Source organism: Stenotrophomonas sp. YJH_SMC_122, from assembly GCF_059369535.1.
Genome location: NZ_JCAFST010000010.1, coordinates 166,892 through 189,401, shown reverse-complemented (window position 1 = coordinate 189,401; position 22,510 = coordinate 166,892). Strand labels below are relative to the sequence as shown.

Annotated in this window: 16 protein-coding genes; 13 read left to right on the top strand and 3 right to left on the bottom strand. The window is 61.1% G+C overall.

Translation table 11 applies throughout. The features are described 5' to 3' along the window. Positions 1 to 408: 408 nt before the first annotated feature. From folD to AC5P66_RS14685, 6 genes are all read left to right on the top strand, one after another. Entirely contained in the window at positions 409 to 1,287 is an 879-nt protein-coding gene (gene folD, locus AC5P66_RS14710) for a bifunctional methylenetetrahydrofolate dehydrogenase/methenyltetrahydrofolate cyclohydrolase FolD (protein WP_495216464.1), read from the top strand. A gap of 233 nt (positions 1,288 to 1,520) precedes the next feature. Next, positions 1,521 to 2,978 (top strand): IMP dehydrogenase, encoded by a 1,458-nt coding sequence (guaB, locus tag AC5P66_RS14705; protein WP_032958143.1) that lies wholly within the window; start codon positions 1,521 to 1,523, stop codon positions 2,976 to 2,978. 107 nt (positions 2,979 to 3,085) lie between these two features. Then, positions 3,086 to 3,565 (top strand): hypothetical protein, encoded by a 480-nt coding sequence (locus AC5P66_RS14700; RefSeq protein ID WP_495216465.1) that lies wholly within the window; start codon positions 3,086 to 3,088, stop codon positions 3,563 to 3,565. Further along, positions 3,562 to 5,127, top strand: a complete 1,566-nt coding sequence (guaA, locus tag AC5P66_RS14695) for a glutamine-hydrolyzing GMP synthase (RefSeq protein ID WP_099487874.1) — start codon at positions 3,562 to 3,564, stop codon at positions 5,125 to 5,127. The genes AC5P66_RS14700 and guaA overlap by 4 nt, the downstream gene beginning before the upstream one ends. A gap of 572 nt (positions 5,128 to 5,699) precedes the next feature. Then, the gene (locus AC5P66_RS14690) at positions 5,700 to 10,634 is read left to right on the top strand and encodes an AAA domain-containing protein (protein ID WP_495216463.1); all 4,935 of its coding nucleotides are present in this window, start codon (positions 5,700 to 5,702) and stop codon (positions 10,632 to 10,634) included. Next, complete coding sequence (locus AC5P66_RS14685; protein ID WP_495216462.1) at positions 10,631 to 12,130, top strand: hypothetical protein; 1,500 nt, start codon at positions 10,631 to 10,633, stop codon at positions 12,128 to 12,130. Before AC5P66_RS14690 ends, AC5P66_RS14685 begins: the two co-directional genes overlap by 4 nt. A 186-nt stretch (positions 12,131 to 12,316) precedes the next feature. Here the strand turns inward: AC5P66_RS14685 and AC5P66_RS14680 are convergent, their stop codons facing one another. Both AC5P66_RS14680 and AC5P66_RS14675 read right to left on the bottom strand, forming a co-directional pair. Further along, the gene (locus AC5P66_RS14680; protein ID WP_495216461.1) at positions 12,317 to 12,673 is read right to left on the bottom strand and encodes a hypothetical protein; all 357 of its coding nucleotides are present in this window, start codon (positions 12,671 to 12,673) and stop codon (positions 12,317 to 12,319) included. Positions 12,674 to 13,217: 544 nt separating this feature from the next. Further along, entirely contained in the window at positions 13,218 to 14,135 is a 918-nt protein-coding gene (locus tag AC5P66_RS14675) for a LysR family transcriptional regulator (RefSeq protein ID WP_495216460.1), read from the bottom strand. A gap of 95 nt (positions 14,136 to 14,230) precedes the next feature. Between AC5P66_RS14675 and AC5P66_RS14670 the strand changes: the two genes are divergently transcribed. Beyond that, positions 14,231 to 15,070 carry a type 1 glutamine amidotransferase domain-containing protein gene (locus AC5P66_RS14670; protein ID WP_495216459.1) on the top strand — a complete coding sequence of 280 codons (840 nt, stop codon included), beginning with the start codon at positions 14,231 to 14,233 and terminating at the stop codon, positions 15,068 to 15,070. 96 nt (positions 15,071 to 15,166) lie between these two features. On the opposite strand, the gene AC5P66_RS14665 is transcribed toward AC5P66_RS14670, so the two are convergent. Then, complete coding sequence (locus AC5P66_RS14665; protein WP_049413876.1) at positions 15,167 to 15,742, bottom strand: 5' nucleotidase, NT5C type; 576 nt, start codon at positions 15,740 to 15,742, stop codon at positions 15,167 to 15,169. Between the two features lie 608 nt (positions 15,743 to 16,350). Between AC5P66_RS14665 and AC5P66_RS14660 the strand changes: the two genes are divergently transcribed. The 6 genes from AC5P66_RS14660 (at position 16,351) to AC5P66_RS14635 (ending at position 22,293) form a co-directional block, all read left to right on the top strand. After that, positions 16,351 to 17,082 carry a hypothetical protein gene (locus AC5P66_RS14660; protein WP_495216458.1) on the top strand — a complete coding sequence of 244 codons (732 nt, stop codon included), beginning with the start codon at positions 16,351 to 16,353 and terminating at the stop codon, positions 17,080 to 17,082. A 79-nt stretch (positions 17,083 to 17,161) separates the two neighbouring features. After that, entirely contained in the window at positions 17,162 to 17,641 is a 480-nt protein-coding gene (locus tag AC5P66_RS14655) for a hypothetical protein (RefSeq protein ID WP_495216457.1), read from the top strand. Between the two features lie 582 nt (positions 17,642 to 18,223). Beyond that, positions 18,224 to 19,492: an alpha/beta hydrolase gene (locus AC5P66_RS14650; protein ID WP_495216456.1), complete on the top strand. Its 1,269-nt coding sequence runs from the start codon at positions 18,224 to 18,226 to the stop codon at positions 19,490 to 19,492. A 174-nt stretch (positions 19,493 to 19,666) separates the two neighbouring features. Further along, positions 19,667 to 20,701 carry a radical SAM protein gene (locus AC5P66_RS14645; protein ID WP_032129299.1) on the top strand — a complete coding sequence of 345 codons (1,035 nt, stop codon included), beginning with the start codon at positions 19,667 to 19,669 and terminating at the stop codon, positions 20,699 to 20,701. Beyond that, the gene (locus tag AC5P66_RS14640; RefSeq protein ID WP_495216455.1) at positions 20,698 to 21,744 is read left to right on the top strand and encodes a hypothetical protein; all 1,047 of its coding nucleotides are present in this window, start codon (positions 20,698 to 20,700) and stop codon (positions 21,742 to 21,744) included. The genes AC5P66_RS14645 and AC5P66_RS14640 overlap by 4 nt, the downstream gene beginning before the upstream one ends. A 3-nt stretch (positions 21,745 to 21,747) precedes the next feature. After that, positions 21,748 to 22,293: a hypothetical protein gene (locus tag AC5P66_RS14635; RefSeq protein WP_495216454.1), complete on the top strand. Its 546-nt coding sequence runs from the start codon at positions 21,748 to 21,750 to the stop codon at positions 22,291 to 22,293. Positions 22,294 to 22,510 lie beyond the last annotated feature (217 nt).

The following is a 22,510-nucleotide window of genomic DNA, read 5'->3' as shown; positions in this document are numbered from 1 at the left end:
TACCGTGTGGGGAATTGCCGAAGCCGGCGGTTGGTAGTGCCGGCCGCTGGCCGGCAGATACGGAAACGTTCCGGCGTCATGAGGTTGCCGGCCAGCGGCCGGCACTACCGTGTGGGGAATTGCCGAAGCCGGCGGTTGGTCGTGCCGGCCGCTGGCCGGCAGATACGGAAACGTTCCGACGTCATGAGGTTGCCGGCCAGCGGCCGGCACTGCCGTGTGGGGAATTGCCGAAGCCGGCGGTTGGTCGTGCCGGCCGCTGGCCGGCAGATACGGAAACGTTCCGGCGTCATGGGGTTGCCGGCCAGCGGCCGGCACTACCAGGCAGGTGGGAGGTCGCCGAAGCCGGCGGTGGGCGAGGGGGCCTGAATCAGGGACAATAGCGTCCCCGCCGCCCCACGCCCGCTCCCGATGACCGATTCCGCCTCCCCGCATCCTGCCCGCATCCTTGATGGCCGCCGCATCGCCGAGGACCTGCTCGACAGCCTGAAGGTGCGCGTCGACGCCCGCGTGGCCGCCGGTCGCAGCCGTCCGGGCCTGGCTGTGGTGCTGGTCGGTGGCGACCCGGCCTCGACCGTGTACGTGCGCAACAAGCGCCGTGCCGCCGAGAAGGTCGGCATCGAGGCACACGACTACGATCTGCCGGCTGGCACCACCGAGGCCGAGCTGCTCGAGCTGATCGACCAGCTCAACGCCGATCCGAAGATCAACGGCATCCTGATCCAGCTGCCGCTGCCGGGCATCCCCGATGCGCGCCGGCTGATCCAGCGCATCGACCCGCGCAAGGACGTGGACGGCTTCCATCCGGAAAACGTCGGCCACCTGGCCCTGCGCGAGTTCGGCCTGCGCCCCTGCACCCCGCGCGGCATCACCACGCTGCTGGGCCACACCGACCAGCCGGTGCGCGGCCGCAACGCCACCATCGTGGGCGTGAGCAACCACGTCGGCCGCCCGATGGGCCTGGAACTGCTGATTGCCGGCTGCACCGTGACCAGTTGCCACAAGTTCACCCCCAAGGACGTGCTGGAACAGGCCGTGCGCAATGCCGACATCCTGGTGGTGGCGGTGGGCCGGCCGGGCATCGTGCCGGGCGAGTGGGTGAAGCCGGGCGCGGTGGTGATCGACGTCGGTATCAATCGGTTGGACGACGGCCGCCTGGTGGGCGACGTTGGGTTCGACGCCGCCGCCCAGCGAGCGAGCTGGATCACCCCGGTGCCGGGTGGCGTGGGCCCGATGACCGTGGCCACGCTGATGCAGAACACCCTGGAAGCGGCGGAAGCGCTGAGCTGACCTGCTGTTGGCACCCTCCAAGGGCGGCGCCGGGCCTTGGGCCTGCTGTAGAGCCGAGCCTATGCTCGGCTCATCGCGGTCTGGCGGAAAGCAGCCGAGCGTGGGCTCGGCTCTACAGGTGAGCGGGTGCGACACTGTGTCGCGCGAAGTTCCAATTCTGGCTACCAAAAATGCTGTTCTTGGCCCCTGAAAAGGGGTAAAATGTCGCGCTTCCCCACATCTCGGGTATGCCGATGCTGCGCATCCAGGCTGAAGCACTCACTTACGACGACGTCTCGCTCGTCCCCGCCCACTCGACCATCCTGCCCAAGGACGTCAACCTCGAAACGCGGTTGACCCGAGACCTGAAGCTGAAGCTTCCGATCCTGTCCGCAGCCATGGATACCGTCACCGAAGCCCGCCTGGCCATCGCCATGGCCCAGCTCGGCGGCATGGGCATCATCCACAAGAATCTCAGCCTGGAACAGCAGGCCGCGGAAGTGGCCAAGGTCAAGAAGTTCGAGGCCGGTGTCATCCGCGACCCGATCACCGTCGGCCCGGAAACCACCATCCGCGACGTGCTCGCCCTGACCCAGGCGCACAACATCTCCGGCGTGCCGGTGGTGGGCAGTGACGGCCAGCTGGCCGGCATCGTGACCCATCGCGACATGCGCTTCGAGACCGAGCTGGACGATCCGGTCCGCCACATCATGACCAAGAAGGATCGCCTGATCACGGTCAAGGAAGGCGCCGCGTCCGACGAAGTGCTGCAGCTGCTGCACCGCAACCGCATCGAAAAGGTGCTGGTGGTCAATGATTCGTTCGAACTGCGTGGCCTGATCACCGTCAAGGACATCCAGAAGAACACCGACTTCCCGAACGCTGCCAAGGATCTGTCGACCCGCCTGCTGGTCGGCGCGGCCGTCGGCGTGGGTGGCGACACCGATCGCCGCGTGGAAGCGCTGGTCGCCGCCGGCGTGGACGTGATCGTGGTCGATACCGCGCACGGCCACTCGCAGGGCGTGCTGGACCGCGTCAGCTGGGTCAAGAAGAACTTCCCGAACGTGCAGGTCATCGGTGGCAACATCTGCACCGGCGAAGCCGCACTGGCGCTGCTGGACAGCGGCGCGGACGCAGTGAAGGTGGGCATCGGCCCGGGCTCGATCTGCACCACCCGCGTCGTCGCCGGCGTCGGCGTGCCGCAGGTCACCGCCATCGACCTGGTGGCCGAAGCCCTGCAGGACCGCATCCCGCTGATCGCCGACGGTGGCATCCGCTACTCGGGCGACATCGGCAAGGCGCTGGCCGCCGGTGCCTCGACCATCATGGTCGGTGGCCTGCTGGCCGGTACCGAGGAATCGCCGGGCGAGACCGAGCTGTACCAGGGCCGTTCGTACAAGAGCTACCGCGGCATGGGTTCGCTGGCTGCGATGGAGAAGGGGTCGAAGGACCGCTACTTCCAGGACGCCGCCACCGCCGACAAGCTGGTGCCGGAAGGCATCGAAGGCCGCGTGCCGTACCGCGGCCCGGTGGGCGGCATCATCCACCAGCTGATGGGCGGCCTGCGCGCCACCATGGGCTACGTGGGCTGCGCCACCATCGACGAGATGCGCAGCAAGCCCAAGTTCGTGAAGATCAGCGGCGCCGGGCAGCGTGAGAGCCACGTCCACGACGTGACGATCACCAAAGAGCCGCCGAACTACCGCGCCTGATGCGCTTGCGAACTGCTCTTGCGATCACGGGCAGCCTGCTGATGGCAGGCTGTTCGTTGTCCGAACCGCCGCCGCGCTCCGGGTCTCCGGGCGCGGCGGTTTCGCAATTGCAGGACGTGCAGGCCTGCCAGAACGCATTCTCGCTGCCGAAGGGCTGGCAGGTGCAGGCCGCTGGCGAACAGCGCTGGCTGTTGAAAGGCACCGGCGAGCGCCCGCTGCAGGTCATCCTGCGGTGCGTTACCGATCTGGGTGACAGGCTTGAAGATCCTGTGGTCACCGCCGAGCTGGGGCCGCTGGAGCCGAAACGGATGAGCGCGCAGTCCGCGTTCTGGGGCAACGCCGTGGATTCCGGTTACCCGATGCACGCCTTTCAACGGCGCATCGTGCCCGGCACCGAAGTGCAGGAAATCGCCGAACTGCCGCGCGCCGACCGCGCCAACCCCAACGCACCGCACAGCCTGCTGATGCTGCGCTGGGACGAGGAAGACCCCTCACATATTCAACAACGCGAGGCGTTCATCGCCACGCTGACGCAGAGCCTTGAAGCGCCGGGCGCTGCGAAAAACACCACTGGAACGGCACCATGACCAACATCCATAACGACAAGATCCTCATCCTCGATTTCGGCGCGCAGTACACGCAGCTGATCGCCCGCCGCATCCGCGAGCTGGGCGTCTACTGCGAAATCTGGGCGTGGGACCACAACCCGGCCGAGATCGCGGCGTTTGGCGCCAAGGGCATCATCCTGTCCGGTGGCCCGGAATCGACCACGCTGCCGGGTGCCCCGGCCGCGCCGCAGGAAGTGTTCGACAGCGGCCTGCCGATCTTCGGCATCTGCTACGGCATGCAGACCCTTGCTGCCCAGCTGGGCGGTGCCACCGAAGCCGCTGACCAGCGCGAGTTCGGCCACGCCGAAGTGAACGTGATCAACCCCGATGCACTGTTCAAGGGCCTGAGCGACCACGGCGGCGAGCCGAAGCTGAATGTCTGGATGAGTCACGGCGACCACGTCTCCGTTGCACCGCCGGGCTTCACCATCACCGCTACCACCGACCGCATTCCGGTGGCCGCCATGGCCAACGAAGAAAAGCGCTGGTACGGCGTGCAGTTCCACCCGGAAGTGACCCACACCCTGCAGGGCCAGGCGCTGTTGCGCCGCTTCGTGGTGGACGTGTGCGGCTGCCAGACCCTGTGGACCGCCGCCAACATCATCGACGACCAGATCGCCCGTGTGCGCGAACAGGTGGGCGATGACGAAGTGATCCTGGGCCTGTCCGGCGGCGTCGATTCGTCCGTGGTGGCCGCGCTGCTGCACAAGGCCATCGGCGAGAAGCTGACCTGCGTATTCGTGGATACCGGCCTGCTGCGCTGGCAGGAAGGCGACCAGGTGATGGCGATGTTCGCCGAGCACATGGGCGTAAAGGTCGTTCGCGTGAATGCCGCCGACCGTTACTTCGCCGCGCTGGAAGGCGTGAGCGACCCGGAAGCCAAGCGCAAGATCATCGGCAACCTGTTCGTTGAGATCTTCGATGAAGAGTCGAACAAGCTGAAGAACGCCAAGTGGCTGGCGCAGGGCACCATCTACCCGGACGTGATCGAGTCGGCCGGCAGCAAGACCGGCAAGGCGCATGTGATCAAGAGCCACCACAACGTGGGCGGCCTGCCGGAACACATGAAGCTGGGCCTGGTGGAGCCGCTGCGCGAGCTGTTCAAGGACGAAGTGCGCCGCCTGGGCGTTGAACTGGGCCTGCCGCGCACCATGGTCTACCGCCATCCGTTCCCGGGCCCGGGCCTGGGCGTGCGTATCCTGGGTGAAGTGAAGCGCGAATACGCCGAGCTGCTGGCCAGGGCCGATGCCATCTTCATTGATGAGCTGCGCAAGGCGGATCTGTACGACAAGACCAGCCAGGCGTTTGCCGTGTTCCTGCCGGTGAAGTCGGTGGGCGTGGTGGGTGATGCGCGCGCTTATGAGTGGGTGATTGCGCTGCGGGCCGTGGAGACGATTGACTTCATGACGGCGCACTGGGCGCATCTGCCGTATGAGTTCCTGGGGACGGTGAGCAACCGGATCATCAACGAGTTGCGGGGGGTGTCGCGGGTGGTTTATGACATCTCGGGGAAGCCGCCGGCGACCATTGAGTGGGAATGAGTTGAAAGAACGAGGGCGCCGAGAGGCGCCCTTGTTGTTGGAGTTTGTAATTGAATTTCGCCATCTGGGATCAACTTTCGCGCCTCATGATCGGGCGTGCGGTGGGGCATCCCCTTCAGGGGGGGGGGCTAAATGCGATGACTAGAATACTGGGGCTGCCAGTTCGTGTGATGCCTAGTAATCGTTTGCATGCACGCCCACTGTGGGGCTCGATTCAAATCAGATCCTTATCAAGGTCCGCATCTAGCCGAAGGTAGACACTAGGTACGGTCGATGATTGGGAAGCCCATTGAGGGAATTCGTGCGGCAGGTAGCAAAGACGACGCCAATTGCGCTGCCAGCTCAATTCGTGATAGGGGTGATGGATGCAGGGCGCTTGACGTAGGCTATAGCTGTCGCTTGCGTAGCCCATTAGGTCCGGGGTATGTGGTGGTGGGCAGCTCAGTATCTGCTTTGGTTACCTACTACTCCGTTCTCAGGCTGCTGCACTACCGCTTTGTCACGGTCTGGAGTTGGTAGGATGGTTGGGGCGCCATCGGATTTTGCGCGCGTAACAGTTGAAGGAGTAACTCATGAATATCGTAAATTGCGGTCGTGGAGTCCACCAACGGGAGGTTGATGGTCTCGAAAAGTTGCGTGCGCTTCCCGACAACTGGTTGGCTTTTAGCAATCTCGACCTCGCCATTCCTGGGAAGGGGTTGCGAGAGATTGATCTGATCATGATCCTGGATGACAGAGTGCTGCTGATAGATCTCAAGGACTGGAAAGGTCCGATCAGCAGTCGCGATGCCAGTTGGTTCAACGGCACCAAGGATTGTGGGAGATCACCCGTTCAGAAGTTGGGCGAGCACACTCGCTCAGTATCTACCTTGCTGAAGGCGTTCCTAGCGGAACAATCTCGGAGGGAGGGTGTCGGCACGAAGCTGCCGTATCCGCTGGTTGACGCGGCAGTAGTGCTGACCCGCACCGTCGACCGAACTGGTATTGCCGCTGCTGAGATTTCTCGAGTCTTCGGAATTGATCAGTTCATGAAAATGCTGCGCAATCCTAAAGAGCGAGATGCGCAGTTGGGCTCGGTTTCAGTTCGGGGCGAAGACTACACGAAGCCAGAGTGGATCAAGCGCTTTAGGCGCTTCTTCAATGCGTCCAACGAGAATTTTAGAGCCGCTTCACGGTCTTATGGCGGCTTTCGCGCCAATGGCGATAGTCCAACATTCGCGCATCCTGGCGAGCTGTTCTACGAGTTCGATGTGGCAGAGGTAGGTGTTCCTAATTCCTCCGGATTCTTGCGTCGCTGGGACTTCAGCAAGGCTGAGCCCCGCTTTCAGACCGAGGAAGGAAGAGCATTGATTGCTGGGCGTGAGAAAGAAGTAATTGCTTGGCTTGACGACCGAAGCGCGAAATGCGGCCAGGCAATACTCAAGCAACGTTCCGAGGATCAGGAGCGTGGTACTCAGTACTGGGAGGTTTACGAGCGCCGCCGGCATATGAGGCGACTATCGGACTTTTGTGGCACCGAGTTGTCGCGCCTAACCGTACAGGAGCGCCTGGAGCTGACGCGGCAAGTGCTTGCCGCAGCCAAGACAATGCACGACCTTCAAGCGGCGCATTTGGATATCGGGCCACACAGCATATGGCTTGAGATGCCCACTACCGCAAAGTTCTCGCACCTGATGGCTGCGTCGTATCCACAAGTTAAGACTCTAGGCCAGACTCGTTACCAGTTTCTCTCCAGCGGCAGCTCGCCTGAGGAGATCTTGGGCGTTCCAGTAATCGCGCTGCGCAAAGATATCTATTCTCTGGCCTGTGCAGCGCATATGCTTTTGTTCGGGTCCGCTCCTGAGGGAGAGCCGGCTGAATGGAATCCCGCGGTGGACGCGGACGGCAACCACTCGCACCTTCACCCCTGGTTTTCCCGCTCTCTTGATCTCGATGCCACCGAGCGCTTCGCTCACGCGGCAGAGATGTTGGAGGCATTCAATGCGGCATTGGCATCTTTGCCCGATCGACAGAGCACGGTCGAAGGTCTTGAGCATTTTCGGCAGTTCAAATCGCAGCTGCAACTTGCCAGAAGCTTTCCAGTGGATGAGATGCTTGCGGAGGACGACCGAGTTGACGTTTGGCGCTCAAACGTTGAAGGGCGCAGTGTGGTGGTTAAGTTGTGGAAAGCCTCGGGGATTGGCGACCTCGCTGCCGAGGCGTCGCGGATTCTGTCTTTTTTGCAACAGGCGAAGGAGTTGGTCGAGGCGCCGATTCCCGGGACCGCACGGCTGCTGGGGGCTTACTGGACAGGCGATGCCATCGCGTTAGTGCAAGAGTTCGTGACTGCATCGAGCTTGGCAGCCGTCCTGGCCAGTGGTGGCTTGGATGGGGGAGCGCCCAGTGCCGTGGCCTTTGCGCAGGCACTAACGGATGTTGTCGAGCGTATGCATGGCAGGCTGGTCGCACATGGCGATTTGAAGCCCGAGAATATCCATTTGTGTCAAGATGAAGTGGACGGGGCGATCACTTGGCGGCCAGTCCTCATTGATCTGTTGGACTTCTCGCCTGCAACCGACGGTGATCGAGCTAATACACAATACTCGCCTCCATTCGGCGGACGTTTCGAGCGAGACCGTTTTGCCGTAACGAAGCTGGTTGAGGAGCTATTTCCAAACGGCTCGTTGCTGCATTCGCAGCAAGCAAGTCTCGCTTCGGCCATCGACCGATGTCGAGAAGGTCCTCCTGCCAACGGTTCCCTCTCGCCACTTGCGGATGCGCTCGCGACGCTGCTGACTCCGCCGGTGCCGAATGACGGCGGTCTGTCGATTACCATCGGTTTGCCTGACGCAGTCCCGGGTATCCTGTTGGCGGACGAAGGTCACTACTGGGTTAGCCGCTTCTCTCGGCAGTTGGTTATCCGCGGGGCTAACGAACAGCTAGAAGTCCGTCTCGATGAAAGGGACGTCCCAAAACATGCGAAGAGGTCAGCTGTTTCACAGGGTCAAATAGCTCGCGCGAAGCGCCATGAAAGGGCTAGTTTTTCTGGTCAGATTCGGGTGACAGGAGACACCTTGCACCTTGGAGAGATCGTCCAGGTTCTGGACCATCCAGAAGTCCGAGCGGCGCTGGCAGGGCCGCCTGTTGAGTCCGACGCTGGCGACGGAGAGTCGGGTACCGTGCATTCGCACGAGCGCGCCAAAGACGAGCTAGCTGAAGAGGCGCAGCTTGAGAGGTCGCTCCCAACGGGATTGGAGATTCGTCGCCTATGGCGACGTTTGGTAGAACGTGAATCTGAGCTAATCTCGGAAGCCTTCGCTGTCGGGGAGAGCTCGTATCGCCGCGAAGCTGGGCGTCATGTTGTCCCCATCCAGATGACCGTTGGCGAGTTCGGGTTTGATCGCAATGACACCGTCGTGGTTGAGCGAGTGGAATCTTCAAGGGTTGTCCGGATCGGGGTGCTGGATATCGCAAGTTCGTCGGACGTTTTCATCGCGATTGAATCGCGTCTCGACGCGGCGAGAGGCCCGCTCGTCGCCGACGGATCGACACTCCGCTTTCAGAGTCGATACGAGAACACCAGTCGTGAGCGCCGATCAGATGCCACCATTAGGCTGGTCGGGGGCGGCGCTGCGCTTCCAACGCTAATCGATTACTTCGATCCCACTCAGACAAAGAGTCCAAGCTTCTCGCCGCATGCCGTCGACGAAGAGCTTGTGAAGGCGCACTATGGCCTAAACGATACTCAGGCAAGCGCTTTCGCCCGTTTGGCTACGTGTCGTCCGCTTGGCCTGCTACAGGGTCCTCCGGGAACGGGAAAGACCAAGTTTATCGGTGCCCTAGTGCACTACGCTTTGACGCATGGTCTCGCACGGAACGTTCTGCTGGCGAGCCAGTCACATGAAGCTGTCAATACTGCTGCCGAGGCGGTCCTACGTCTGCTGGGAGATCAACGGGACTCGGTAAGCTTGATTCGCGTTGGGCATGAAGGCGTCGTCTCCGAGCCTTTGCGCCCCTTCCATGCCGCGAAGGCGGAAGTTGCCTACAAGGATCGCTTCGCCGCCACTTTCCGGGAGCGGATGCGAATAGCCGCCAAGGCCATTGGTTTAGATTCGACGCTGGCCGATTCCGTACTCTGGTTCGAAGACAGTGTGATGCCCGTCATTATTAGGCTACAGGAGTTGGCGGGCGAGTCCCAAGCTATTGGTCCACGAGCGGACTCGCTTTTGGAAACAATCGAGCAACTGATGACCTCGCGCCAGGCGACGATACCGTTGCTTGGAGTCGAGATCGAGGATCTAGAAGAAGTGACCCTTGCAGCCCTGCTAGGCGCTACCGGAAGACGGCAAGCAGCGAAGGTCGAGAAGCTCCGCCATGTCGTCCAGTTGGGGCGTGACATTGTTGGCAGCGTGTCGACTTGGCAACGGAGCTTCGAGACATTCTTAGCCGGTACTAGGCAGGTAGTGGCGGGGACGTGCGTGGGGTTGGGGCGCACAGCGCTTGGGCTAACCAAAACTACATTTGATCTGGTCATCGTCGACGAAGCCGCACGATGCACTGCCAGCGAATTAGCGGTACCCATCCAGGCCGGTAAATGGGTCGTTCTTGTGGGCGATCACGCGCAACTCGAGCCGTCACACCTGCCTGAGGTGGTGAAGTCTCTTGCGGACGAACTGGGAATGTCTCGCGACGAGATTATGCGTAGCGACTTCGAGCGGGCATTCCTATCGCCGTATGGAAAGCAAGCGTCCGCGCGACTGGATACGCAGTACCGCATGCTCCCACCTATTGGTCGCGTCGTCTCGGCAGGCTTCTACTCCAAGGCACTGAAGCATGGTCGAGGGCTATCAGTTGTAGCCGATGATGTCTGGCCGCAAAGCCTTGGTGCGCCGCTACTTTGGTTGGAGACCGACTCGTCTGGAGCGAAGGCTTTTCAGCGTGAGGACGACTCTCGCCGAGGGAGTCTAATTAATCCGATCGAGGCAGATGCGATTGTATCGTTGCTGCACCAGTGGGCCATGCATGAGAAATTTCTCGCTTGGTTGAAGTCGCGTGAACCCGGCGATCAAGCCATTGGCATAATCTGCGCGTATTCCGGTCAGCGCGATTTGGTGCGAAAACGGCTTAATAGCGCCAATCTTCCAGATGAGCTAAGGCGATCGCTCAAGGTTGACACGATCGACAGCTATCAGGGTAAGGAGAACCGGATTGTGATCGTTTCACTGGTGAGGAACAATGCAGAGCAGAGATTGTCGGACGGCAGGCCAGGAATCCGCCCCGGCTTCCTTGGGCGCAAGAATCGGCTCAATGTCGCCGTCAGCCGGGGCATGGATCGCCTGGTGATTGTAGGAGCGAAGGATCGTTGGCCAGACGGTGGACGCATGAACGCGTTAATCGAGGCCTTTGACGTGGAACAGACAAACGGCAGTGCACGTGTCGTCGCGGTTTCAGAGATTGCCGAACAGGGGCGGAATATCCGGTCAAAGCGCTTCGCGAAATCGCGCGCCGCGGCGGGAGACCCCGCATGACCGAGAGAAAGCGTGCTGTCCTGACGCTCGGCGCGAGGGCTACCGCAGCGAAGCCGGCACCCGAGGATCTGTCCATCGTGGTTGGGCAGTTCGATGTGTTACTGCCTTGCCGTCAGTTCAATGTGCGACACAAGGTGGCCGTCGTCGGCCAAGTTTCATTGACGACCGAGTTCCTGCTGCGCTTGTTATTCTCAGTGGAAACAATATCCGAGCGCGATGCGCAGAAGTTCTTCGGATTCTCCGAGCCCGAAATGGCGTTTGTGCTTAAAGAGGCGGAAGCCAAGGCATACATTGAGCGCCAGCGGGCGCTGTTGCGCCTCAGTGAGTATGGTCGGAATTTGTTTGCAGACTCCGACAAACCACAGATCTACGAGGTGGAGAAGTGCACGGAGCGGGCAGCGTTCGACTTGATCTCCCTTGCTCCGGCAGAACGCGAGTACCTACCTGATTTCGAGCTTGCCCTGCCAGAATTGGAACTGAAAGACGCCGAGGTCGTTGCGAATGCTTCGAAGTTGGTTCCCGATGCGTTTCGAAAGCACTTCGTCGAGTTGGTGGCCAAGCGGGAGCGCGAGGGTGGCATAAGAAAGTCTCTATACTCAGTCGACGGAGTGACGCCTGACGAACGATTCTCTGCAGTCGTGCCGTTTGTCGCCACTGCTCATGCGAAACGACCAAGCGAAGCGAGCCCGATGCTGGATGGCTGGAGGGCCGGGCATGAGCTCGACGATCGCGCCGCCGTGGCTCATGCCGTCGCTGCGTTCCTTGATCGTCAGCAGCAGGCAGTCAGTGGCGATTCCGCGGCTGCGTATGATTTGCTCGTCGAAGTTGCTCCGGACTACTTGAAGGAGTTCATCACGCGCTCCGGATTGAGCGTTGCACGATACTGTGCGGAAACGGCCGCACGCGCCGGTGAGTTCCGCATCGACCGGCAGACGATTGGCCTAGTCGGGCCGCTCTATGGCAGCAGCAACATAAGTCATCTGGCGGAGGCCATGGACCATGCGGCGCGCCGTGGGCCACCAGCAGGTCCTGCTGTTTGGCTTGCGCCGCAATCGTCACTGTGGGGCGCCTCACGTGGCCTTCCCAGCGTCCTCGAGCAACTACGCAGGCGCCTGCGCGGCGCGGACAGCTGCCTGCAGAGTGACCACGTGATAGGACTAGTTACCGGAAGGCCGCCGACTCACGTGCGTCGGGCATTTCCAACCTTGGTTGAACTGCCCTCTCGCTGTGAGCTTCCAGCCACTCTGGAAGTGCTAATAATCCCCAGTAGCGTGGTTGCAGTGCTTGTGCATGCGCCGATTGGCACCAACCGCGGTTTTCCGGTTCCTTTGGGCATCCTCTCTTTTGACACAGGTGTGGTGGAAAGGGTTGCTTCGATGTTGATGCGATTCCTGCCCAACCAGTTGCGGACTCAATCGCAGGGAGAGCTGATTACTTGTGAAGTACTTTGTCCGGCGCCTTTCGCAAAGGAAGATCCCGATCAGCCAACATCGTGAGCTCAACTGTGTTGCAAGCGGCGACGCGGTACCCGGGGGGGCGTCAATGCGACTTCGTTGCGGTGCAAGATCCATGCGATCCCGTTCTGAGTGTCACTCTTAGAAGGATGAGCGAGGCAGGACAAGCTGGAAACATCCATCTCGGACTGCAAACTGACATACGGGCACCCGCGCGCCTAGCGGAGGTCATTCCGGCCTCACCTCATGACAACCCCATTCAACCAACCCCCTACAAGCCAGAAACAACCCATCCACAACCCCCTCATCCAAATGCCGCTCCGGGTCAGCAGCCACCCGGCAGCGGTCTGCCGCGTGTAGCAGCTCGAGCACCGTCAGCGCGCCCACCATCGCGCGCTCGCTCCTGGCCAGACTCACGCGACGGCCGGGTGACACATCGGTTTCTGGCCAGGGATGCCCATCAGCAGCCTCACAGCCGCGCATGCGCTTTAGGATGCCGAGCAGGGAGTTCAGGTCGGGCAGGGGAGTGTCGTCGTTGATGGGTTCAACAACGGTGTACGAAGAGAAGGTGTCGGATTCGTTCATGGCGTCGGCTTCCGTGGCTGTGCTTAACAGCGCCACCGCGAAGGGGTGGCGGACGGTGCGGGTTCCAAACCGGGACAGACAGTTGTCAATAACCGGCGGGTCCGAAGACCCCCACGCACCGCCCGCCATAAAGGCCGACGGATTGCCCGCCGGCACCGGTTAAGGACGGTGCCGACGGGCAAGCGTAAACAACTATCTGTCTCGGGTTTGGACGCCCGCTGCCACCCGTTGTCGGTGGCGCGCCATGGTGTTTACGTAGCCGCTTCGAATGCCAATAGAAATTCGCGAACGAATCGCCGAATCCGAGAGCGAAGAACTATTGTTGCACGCGCCAATCGTGCAGCACGCGACGCCAGCAGACGCATTCGCGTAGCTGCTCTGCTGATGGCGAATCAAAGTGGCGCAATCGCCCATGCCACAAGCGAATAGCGCGACGGCCTTCTTTGCAATAGTTCTTACTCCACCTCGGGAGGCAACGGAGCCCGATCTACCGCACACCTTGAAAAGCGGTTCAAACACGACACCGTTAACCAGCCTCGCAGCTTCAACTAACGCGATCCTCGGCCGTATTCCCCACCAGCAACTCAATCATCGCCCTTGCCGCCGCCGACTGCCGTCGATGCGGCGCATAGATCACCGAGAACGGCCTTGACCGCCCTCGCAGCTGCGGCAGCACTTCTACCAGCTGCCCACGCTGCAACCGCTCGCGCACGATGAACTCATAGCTCTGGCAGATGCCGATCCCTTGTTCGGCCAGCGACACCACGCCCAGCACATCGTCGGAAGTCTCGATGGACGAACGCGGCAGCCAGTCCACGTCACGCCCGCCGTCGCGGAAGATCCACGGCGCGAGCCGCCCGGTGCGCGGCATCACGAACGGCAGGCACAGGTGCTGCTGCAGGTCGTCCAGCGTCTGCGGCGTGCCGCGGCGCTGCAGGTAGTCCGGCGAAGCCACCAGCACCAAAGGCGCATCCTCCAGCTTCCGCCCCACCAGCCCGCTGTCCGGCAGCTGGCCCAGGCGGATGGCCAGGTCGAAGCCTTCGGCCACCAGGTCCACGTTGCGGTTGGTGATGTTCAGTTCCACCTGCACCTGCGGGTACTGCTGCGCAAAGCGCGCCAGCACGGGCGGCAGCCGGTAGTGGCCATAGGTGGTGGGCACGCTCAGGCGCACGCGGCCGGCCAGCGCACCGTCCTGGGCCAGTACGTCGCGCTCGGCGTCGTCCAGCAGCCCGAAGGCGGTGCGCACCTGTTCCAGATAGAGCCGCCCGGCGTCGGTCAGGCCCACGCGGCGGGTGGTCCGCTGCAGCAGCTGCCGGCCCAGCCGCGCTTCCAGGCGGGTGACCGCGCGGCTCAGCACCGAGGGCGTGGTGGACAGCGCCACCGCGCCGGCGGTGAACGAGCCGTGCTCGACCACCGCCAGGAACACCTCTACATCGCCCAGGTAGTCGAACTTACGGCTCATTTGGCTCTCCGGGGAACAGATGTTTTGCGATGGGGCCAATTTATCGCCGCTGGGGCGGTGAATAAAGTGGCCGCCATTCCCAATAGGAGCTCCCAATGAACCTGATGACCCGGCTGGCCGCAGCGCTGGCCCTGACCTTGGCCGCCAGCGGTGCGCATGCCGCCAACGTGCTGGTGGTGCTGTCCGACGAAAACCACCTGGACCTGAAGGACGGCAAGGTGCTGTCCACCGGCTTCTATCTCAACGAGTTGATGCAGCCGGTCAAGCTGCTGCTGGACGCGGGCCACGAGGTGACCTTCGCCACGCCGCAGGGGCGGGCGCCGACGGTGGATGCGTCCTCGGTGACGCCGGCGTACTTCGGCAATGATGCCGCGCAGCTGACGCTGCACAAGGACCTGCTGGAGAAGCTGGCGCTGACCTCGCCGACCGCCTCGCCGGTGGTCAGCCTGGCGCGCGTCGAGCAGCAGGGCTACGGGCGTTTCGACGCGGTCTACATTCCCGGTGGCCACGCACCGATGCAGGACCTGCTGAAGAGCCCGGCGCTGGGCCGGCTGCTGGCCGACTTCCACCAGCGCAACAAGACCACCGCACTGGTCTGCCACGGGCCGATCGCGCTGCTGTCCACGCTGCCGGATGCGGCAGGTTTCGTGGCACAGCTGGAGGCGGGTGCGACGCCGGCCACGCCGAAGTGGATCTACCGCGGCTACCAGATGACGGTGATCAGCAACCAGGAAGAAGAGCAGGCCAAGCCGATGCTGGGCGGCGGTGAGATGAAGTTCTACCCGCAGACCGCGCTGCAGCGGGCGGGTGCGAAGTTCAGCAGTAACACCACACCGTGGACCGGGCATGTGGTGGTGGACCGCGAGCTGATTACCGGGCAGAACCCGGCGTCGGCGCTGGAGGTGGGGCAGCGGTTGGTGGAGCGGTTGAAGTAAGGCGGGGTCTGCACAGCAGGCTGCCAGCCTTGTGGGCCGAGGGGCCAGCACCTCGGCCTGTCTGTGGAAGTGCCAGCGTGGTCGGCAGAGAGGGCATCAGCCCTTCGCGAGCGCTGCTCCTGACAGATTTTCAATCCGGGAAAGGGCGTGACGCGTCGCGGTCCAATCGCCGGCGTGCCTGATCGCCACGCCTCCGGCCGCTGTCCAGGCATCACAGTTCGCTTCGAAATCGTCGATCAGAACATCGCCCGGCTGGTGCATGAAGAGAGGCTTGTGCCTGCCGCCGAGCACAGGCAACACCAGGCAGGTTGCTGACAGGTGTTCGCGGACCCACTGCCGCTTCTGCATCGCAGCGAGTGGATAGTTCGATTTCGGGCAGGCAGTGAGAATCACCGGGTTCAAGTGGTGGATGCTGTGGAAGAACTCCACTGCACCGTGCATCGGCGGTAGGTCGCGGAAGAACGACGGGTGGTTGTTGATGTGCCCCCACATTTCATCGTCGGTAAGCAAGCGATGGTCCAGGCCAAACAGGGCGGGAAATGCCGCGTCGAAGTCGGCCATTACGCCATCAAGATCTACGTAGATGGTGCGTCTGGATGCACTCGATCCACCGGTGTGCCGGTTCGCGAGCGGGTCCATCATCGGTATTGACTTCACATCATCAGCGTTCATTTACGCGCTCTCCTCTCAAGAGTGGGCTTTCTTCTTCATCGGTTCCCCAGTAGCGGGGCAAAGTGTTTGGCGATTGCGACAGACATGGCGGCAATCGCGATGCCGACTGCGCCGGCACGGCTGAAGGGGGCGGCGACCCACGGATGCCGTAATCGGCATGCTGGAAATGCGGCTTATGTCGCGGCGCTTCTTCAAAGGCCTGCCGGGTGGCTGACCTGGCCCTTGGCCAGGACGCACGGCCCGTAGCGCTGGCCAACTTCGCCAACCAAGGATCAATCTGGCGCGCTGGTGAGTGGATAATCCCCAGTGCTACGGATAGGCCGAACGGGGATATACCTGTCGCGCTCGGTCCTGGCTCAATCCAAGGACGTCACAGAAAATGGATGCTCAGGCCGACTCAATATAGCACGCGGGACCCGCGCGATCATCCTGCCGGAGCGCGCGCGTGCTGTACGCGGCCCTGGTCGCGGCTGATCAGCGCGAGCCGCCCGAAGGCGTTCGATCTCCAGTCGTTCGATTGGGCAGGGCGGGGCCGCCATGGCACCATGAAGGGCTTGCCTCGTCCCTCCGGGCGGGGCCGTTTTCCCAAGCAAGCCCTCGAACACGACATGCGAACGCCCCTCTTCATTCTCTCCGCCCTGTGCCTTGGCTTGCTGTCTGGCTGTGCCAGTGGCCCGGAGGAGCACGTTTCAAGCCGCGAGATCACCAGTGCGTTCGTGGCCGACGACGGCCAGTTGTACCTGCTGCCGCGCTATGACGAGCCGATGCGCTTCAATGCTGCACCGTTCCGCGAGTACCGGGCGCTGATGGACAGCCCGCTGCGCGAGGCGCTGGCCTGCGCGCAGATGTACTTCCATGAGGATTGGCGCGACCCGGCCAACAAGGCCAAGGTGCACGGCAGCTATGCGCTGCTGCTGCGGCCGGAGCAGGTGACGCCGGAACAGGCCGCGCAGTTCAAGCTGGAGCGGATTGAGGTCGCCCCGCGTGAGGCCAAGGCCGTGGAGGAGCGGGCGCGCTACTACCTGCCGATGGACCGGACCCGCTACGCGCTGGCGTTTGACCGGGCCTGCAATCTTTCAAGGAAGGGCGGCAGCTATTACAGCGCGCTGTTCGAGGGCGACGGCGAGCAGGTGCAGTTGCCGGATGCTGCAGCACTGGCGGAGAAGGGGAAGCTGGCACAGCCGATCAATGCGCGGGCGCAGCGGATCCTGCCGGAGAGGGAGGACAAGCCGGGTGTGGGTTCGGCGGCGGGCAAGGTGCTCGGCGCGGCGCTGATCCCTGTGGCGGTTCCGGTGTTTGTGTTGAGCCTGCCGTTCCTGGGGCCGGATCACTGGAAGTGAAAAGGCGTTGAGGGAGAGCCATCCACGCGTGACGTGGATCTACTTGGGTATCGCCTGAAAGTTCATCCTGGAGATCTGTGTGCCCAGCACGCTGGAAACTGTTTTGAAGACTGTAGGCTTCATTGTCGTTGCGGCGCTTCCGTTGGTGATCCTTTGGCTCATCCTTCGGCGAATGTCGGCAACTGCTCGCTCGTCCGTGAAATCGGGGCTGCATTTGCATCCCCCGCGCCGGATTTCCGGCAGGTCCATGACCTTGGTGATGGTGGATGGGAAAGAGGATCGGGAGCACTACTTCTTTGATACGGAAGCTTTCTACCTGCGGCGGGGACCGGTGCCCACGGCGGTTCCGCTCTCGCAGATCACCTCAGTCACACGAACGTCTGACAGGATCTACGGGCGCTATGTCTGGCAGGTGTGCTTCAGCAAAGCATCGGGCAGAAAGTGCGTGACGTTCACCAACAACCTGACGCTGTTCAATCGGGATTTCCTGCTGTTCCTTGAGGCGGTGCGGAAGGCCAATCCGCTGGCGACCGTTGATCGGGCAAGCGTCATCTTCTAGAGCGTGTTTGAAGTTCGGTATGAACAGTGTCACTGCAATGGCATCACAGCGCGCAGCCCCTGTTCGACCGATGTGATCGATGAGAAATGGGCGTTTGTTGCGCAATCGACGTGCGGGGGTGGCCCGCGCGCAGGCTATGACGACAATAAACGCAAGAATGGAAGCAAGTTTCACATTGCCGTGGACACGCTCGGCCATATATTGCCCGTGCTGGCGAATGAGCAGGAGCGCGCGCAGGTTGGCACTCTGGCTCGGAAGGTCCAGCATGTGACCGGTCAGGCTGTGAAGCCGGCCTGTGTCAGCGAGGGGTATATCTGCTTCAAAGTTCGTAGCGCGCTCTAGACGAATATCCCCGCTTGCTTGCGACCCATCTCCAACCAAGAATCGCAGCCACCTCTAGCACACGTTGACCTCCGTACCCGCATGCATCCATGATGGCGTCATTCAGGATGAACTGCGTATGCGCTGCCTCGACTCAACGAATCCGCCAGAACTGGGTTGGTGAGCGCTATCACGTCGACGCTGACTACCTCTGTTGGGCAGCGTCAAGATGGAGCTATAACATTGAAGTAGCGCATTGGGATGTTGATCTTGTCGCTAACGATGCTTGTTCATTCAGCGGTCGCAGCAGAGCCTGAGCAAGTCGTAGCCCGCTTGCTCGATCACCTGGAGGCTGGGCGCATCGCTGAAGCCGAAGCAATGTTCACTCCACAAATGGCCGAAGCGGTGCCGGCGGAATCTCTCAGCACCCTGTGGAACTCATTGGGGACTTTGAAGAGTCGTGGCCTGGCAGCGATCAGCACTCATGAAGGCATGCAGCTGGTGTTGGTGCCATTGCAGTTCAGCAACGGTCGATTTGTTGCACAAGTGGTGGTCGACAAACAGGAGAAAGTCGCCGGGTTAATGTTGCGGCCCGCCGCGCCCGAACAAGCGGCGCCGGCCCCGGCCAATGCCAGCTACCATGAGATCGATTTCGTCGTTCCACAGGCACGCGGTGCGCTTCCAGGCACGCTATCGCTTCCCAAAGGAGAAGGCCCATTTCCCGCCGTTGTGCTGGTGCATGGCTCAGGACCGCAGGATCGTGACGAAACCGTTGGACCCAATCGGCCCTTCCTGGACGTCGCGCGCGGTCTCGCCGCGCAGGGTATCGCAGTACTTCGATACGACAAGCGAAGCCGTGCGCGCCCCCAGGATCTTAATGGCGACTTCAGCATTGATGATGAAACAACCGACGATGCGGTTGCCGCGCTCACGGCGTTGGGCGCTGATCGAAGCATAGATGGCAAGCGTCTATTTGTGCTGGGCCATAGCCAAGGCGCGATGCTGGCGCCGCGCATCGCCCAGCGATCACCTGAAGTGAGAGGGGTAGTCCTATGGGCCGCACCCGCGCGAAGCCTGTTGCAGATTATTCCAGAGCAGACCCGCCGCCTCCTTTCGGTAGACGGGCAGCTTGGGCCAAAAGCGGAAGAGCAGCTGGCCATGCTGGATACACAAATCGCGGCTGCTTTGGGTGATCAGGAAGTTGAGGCCAGCAAGCTCCCGCTGGGTGCACCCCAATCCTTCTGGAAGAGCATCGAAGCAGTTGACGCGCGCGGCGACGCCAGGTCACTCCGGAAACCATTGCTTCTATTGCATGGTGGCCGCGATTTTCAGGTAACAGCGATTGACTGGCGCATGTGGAACGAATCGCTGGAGGGGCAGCAGGAAGTGCAACTGAGAGAGTATTCCGCACTCAACCACCTCGGCATTGCAGGTAATGGCCCGGCTTCCCCCCAAGAATACATGCAGCCCGGAAACGTGGACCCGGTAATGATCAGCGATCTCGCACGTTGGCTTAAAGCCCAGAAGTAATGAGGCTGTCGGGCCATGAGCGCCCGTAGGCGTTCTCACGTCAAATATGCAATCGAAGATCTGCGGGGTTTTAATCTTCCGAAATATCACTTATGGTGGATCTGCTGTTTGGACCCGCCGTAGTGTCCACAGGCGGCCCGGACTGGCCCTTGCCAGTAACATGGAGAAGCAAAAATGGATTTATGCGCTACCCAGGTGCTATCGCCCAGGACGCTGACGTTTATCACAACCTATCGCTGCACTGCGGCATGCGTTCAGTGCTGTTTCGAGTCGAGCCCGACGGTCAAAGGAAGGCTCAGTCGCGATGAGATGATCACAGCGCTTCATGATGCCAAAGGCTCCTTCCCCTCGCTGTCTGTCATCGTCTTCACCGGCGGCGAGGCGACACTTCTCAAAGACGATTTGATCAGTGTGATAGCCGAAGCGACATCGCTAGGGCTCGGCACGCGGATGGTATCGAATGGCTCCTGGGCGAAGACCCGATCCACCGCGAAGCGTTGGGCTGAAAAGCTTTCAACCGCAGGATTGAAAGAACTCAATATCAGCTCCGGCAAAGATCATCAGGAGTGGGTACCTCATTCTTCCGTGGTCAATGCTGCCGAGGCCGGCCTCACTGCGGGGCTGCACGTTCTCGTGACGGTGGAGGCAGACACGGAAGACGGTCGAACAATGGCGACCTTCGCCGAGGATTCGACAATACGGATGCTTCTGAAGAAGGGCTTGCAACTGCAGTCAAACAGCTGGATGGAGTTCAAAAGCGATCAGGTCAAGCGAGAGAATACGGTTCCACAGCACCTGCGAATAGCCCCGTGCCACCAGATTCATGACAACATCGTTGTCACGCCCTACAAGGAAGTCGCTGCCTGTTGTGGACTGACACTTGAGCACATCCCAGAGATGAAAGTTGGGCGTCTCGAGGATGGCGTCAGCAACGCCTATCTCTCTCAAACGGACGATTTCCTCAAGTTCTGGATCAGAGTGGACGGCCCTGCGGAGATCATCAGGCGCGTGATGGGCGAAGAGAAAGCCGATGAACTACTGAATGGATCGGTGCACATGTGCCACGACTGCGCAGTGCTTCACAAGAACAGTGAAGTGCGCGCAAGACTTGAATCGGATTACCAGAAGTTCATTCCAGAGGTAATGAGTCGCCACGCACTCGGTAAGGCAGTAGACACCCTTTCCCGGCAACAAGGAGCGTTCAAATGAAGCGGCGGAAGTTCATCCAGTCCACACTCGCGGCCAGTGCTGCTGCATCAATTTCCGGGGCGGCGGCTGCCGCGGGCGACAAGAGGGTGTTCGGCACACCTGCGAGCCTTACCGGCGGCACGGATGTCAACGCAACACGAATGCTTCTTCCACTCTCGCGTAGCGGCATGCCTGCAGCCGGCTGGGATCACTGGTCAAAGTTGAGTGCCGCTGCTGTCGATATGTTTTCTGACGAGAAGAAGCGTTCGCTCTTCAACACCAATCCTGGTCGATATCTTTCCGCGCTTGGGTTCGACACCAGCAAAGAGACACTGAACGCACCATCTCTGGCTCTGCTGGTTGCTCTGTCGGATAGGGATGTACAAGACGCGGCCAAACGTCGTGACTATACGCAAATGTTGAACTATCTCCAGGCATCTGGTGCGTTGGCGCGTCCAAAGGAAGACGTGCTCACCATGAAGATGCAGCACGCACTCCAGAGCAATATAGACATGATCCGCGGCGTGATGGAGCTTTCTGGGGACGAGTCTCCCGATGCCGAATCGGTACTCGCTTTCATCAAAGCTACTGACAAGCCTCCTACAACGGCAGACCTCGCGGCCCTCGCCAGTGTGGCGGAGCTTCTGCGGACAGCCCCTGGTCAAGCGGTTGTTGGCGCGGCTGTGATTGTGGTTGCGGCTGTTGACGCCATTGTTGGTGTGACCGTAGCCGTGGCTGCATTCACCATGGTTGCCGTTGTGAACCAGGTAGTGGTTGCCGGAAACGAGACCCAGATACCGTCATACAATCATGTGTTCAACGGCCAGCTGAGTCGGCTGGACGGTGACATCTGCGACAGTTGCGACGTTGCACATCGTGCAGCTTCCATCCTGGGAGCCCCCGGCCTTTACGACGAACACGCAAAACTCGTAATAAAGAACGAGGTTCGCTCGTTCCTGCGCGCGATGCGAAACGTCGGCCTTGTCACCTATGAAGAAGATGCATTTGAGACGATTGTCGAAGCGACTTACGTTTACGGCATGCGGTCAATCTCTGCGGAGTAGTTCATGATGATGTGCCGATCCACGCTGGACGTCTCCCTGATTCATGCCTATGCGCTTCCTCTCGGCATATGCGTGGCAGCAGCCGTGGTTCTGATCGCAGTATGGCTGGCACCCCGCTCTGGCGGGGTGCCAGCCAGGAATATTGCGCTCGGCTCGGCGCTGGCCGTTGTTGCCGTAGTTGCCTTTGGCCTCGTATATCAAGCGCGGACAGCGTACATCGCCGTTACAGATGGCCAGCTGATTGGGTCAGCAGCGTTTGTCCGACTGCAGCTCCCGCTTTCCAGTGTCTCGTGGCAGGACGCTTCCGATGCTTCAAGGATCACGCTGCCTCACCGGCAACTTGGAACGAGCACCGGTGGCGTTGAGCTTGGCAAGTTCCGCATGCACAGCGGTCGCAACGTCTTCGTGCTGCGCACGGAGCGTAGCTCTGTTCTCGTTAAAGCCAGAGGGGATACTGACTTGATTCTAGACCGACGTCTTCACGAACAGCTCAAAGCATGCATGGATCAGGTACGTGAGACCGGCGGCCATCGAGGAAGATTGCAATGATCAGCAGGAAGTACTGGTTTACCAGGAAAATGTACGGATGGGGTTGGGGGATGCCGTGCGCGTGGCAGGGCTGGCTTGTGTACGCAGTCGCATTCGGCCTGCTGCTGGCAGGTCCGTTTCTGTTCTCTCCATTTCGCGAGCCCATCGCGTTTCAGCTCTACACGTGGGCCGTAGTGTTGGTCCTTGTCCTTATCTGCTGGATGAAAGGCGCTCCGCC

Coding starts and splice junctions, on each gene's coding strand:
- AC5P66_RS14665 (WP_049413876.1), bottom strand. CDS start 15,742: ATGAACGCTGATGATGTGAAGTCAATACCGATGATGGACCCGCTCGCG.
- AC5P66_RS14650 (WP_495216456.1), top strand. CDS start 18,224: ATGTTGATCTTGTCGCTAACGATGCTTGTTCATTCAGCGGTCGCAGCA.
- AC5P66_RS14635 (WP_495216454.1), top strand. CDS start 21,748: ATGATGATGTGCCGATCCACGCTGGACGTCTCCCTGATTCATGCCTAT.
- guaA (WP_099487874.1), top strand. CDS start 3,562: ATGACCAACATCCATAACGACAAGATCCTCATCCTCGATTTCGGCGCG.
- AC5P66_RS14645 (WP_032129299.1), top strand. CDS start 19,667: ATGGATTTATGCGCTACCCAGGTGCTATCGCCCAGGACGCTGACGTTT.
- AC5P66_RS14680 (WP_495216461.1), bottom strand. CDS start 12,673: ATGAACGAATCCGACACCTTCTCTTCGTACACCGTTGTTGAACCCATC.
- AC5P66_RS14675 (WP_495216460.1), bottom strand. CDS start 14,135: ATGAGCCGTAAGTTCGACTACCTGGGCGATGTAGAGGTGTTCCTGGCG.
- folD (WP_495216464.1), top strand. CDS start 409: ATGACCGATTCCGCCTCCCCGCATCCTGCCCGCATCCTTGATGGCCGC.
- guaB (WP_032958143.1), top strand. CDS start 1,521: ATGCTGCGCATCCAGGCTGAAGCACTCACTTACGACGACGTCTCGCTC.
- AC5P66_RS14640 (WP_495216455.1), top strand. CDS start 20,698: ATGAAGCGGCGGAAGTTCATCCAGTCCACACTCGCGGCCAGTGCTGCT.
- AC5P66_RS14670 (WP_495216459.1), top strand. CDS start 14,231: ATGAACCTGATGACCCGGCTGGCCGCAGCGCTGGCCCTGACCTTGGCC.
- AC5P66_RS14685 (WP_495216462.1), top strand. CDS start 10,631: ATGACCGAGAGAAAGCGTGCTGTCCTGACGCTCGGCGCGAGGGCTACC.
- AC5P66_RS14690 (WP_495216463.1), top strand. CDS start 5,700: ATGAATATCGTAAATTGCGGTCGTGGAGTCCACCAACGGGAGGTTGAT.
- AC5P66_RS14660 (WP_495216458.1), top strand. CDS start 16,351: ATGCGAACGCCCCTCTTCATTCTCTCCGCCCTGTGCCTTGGCTTGCTG.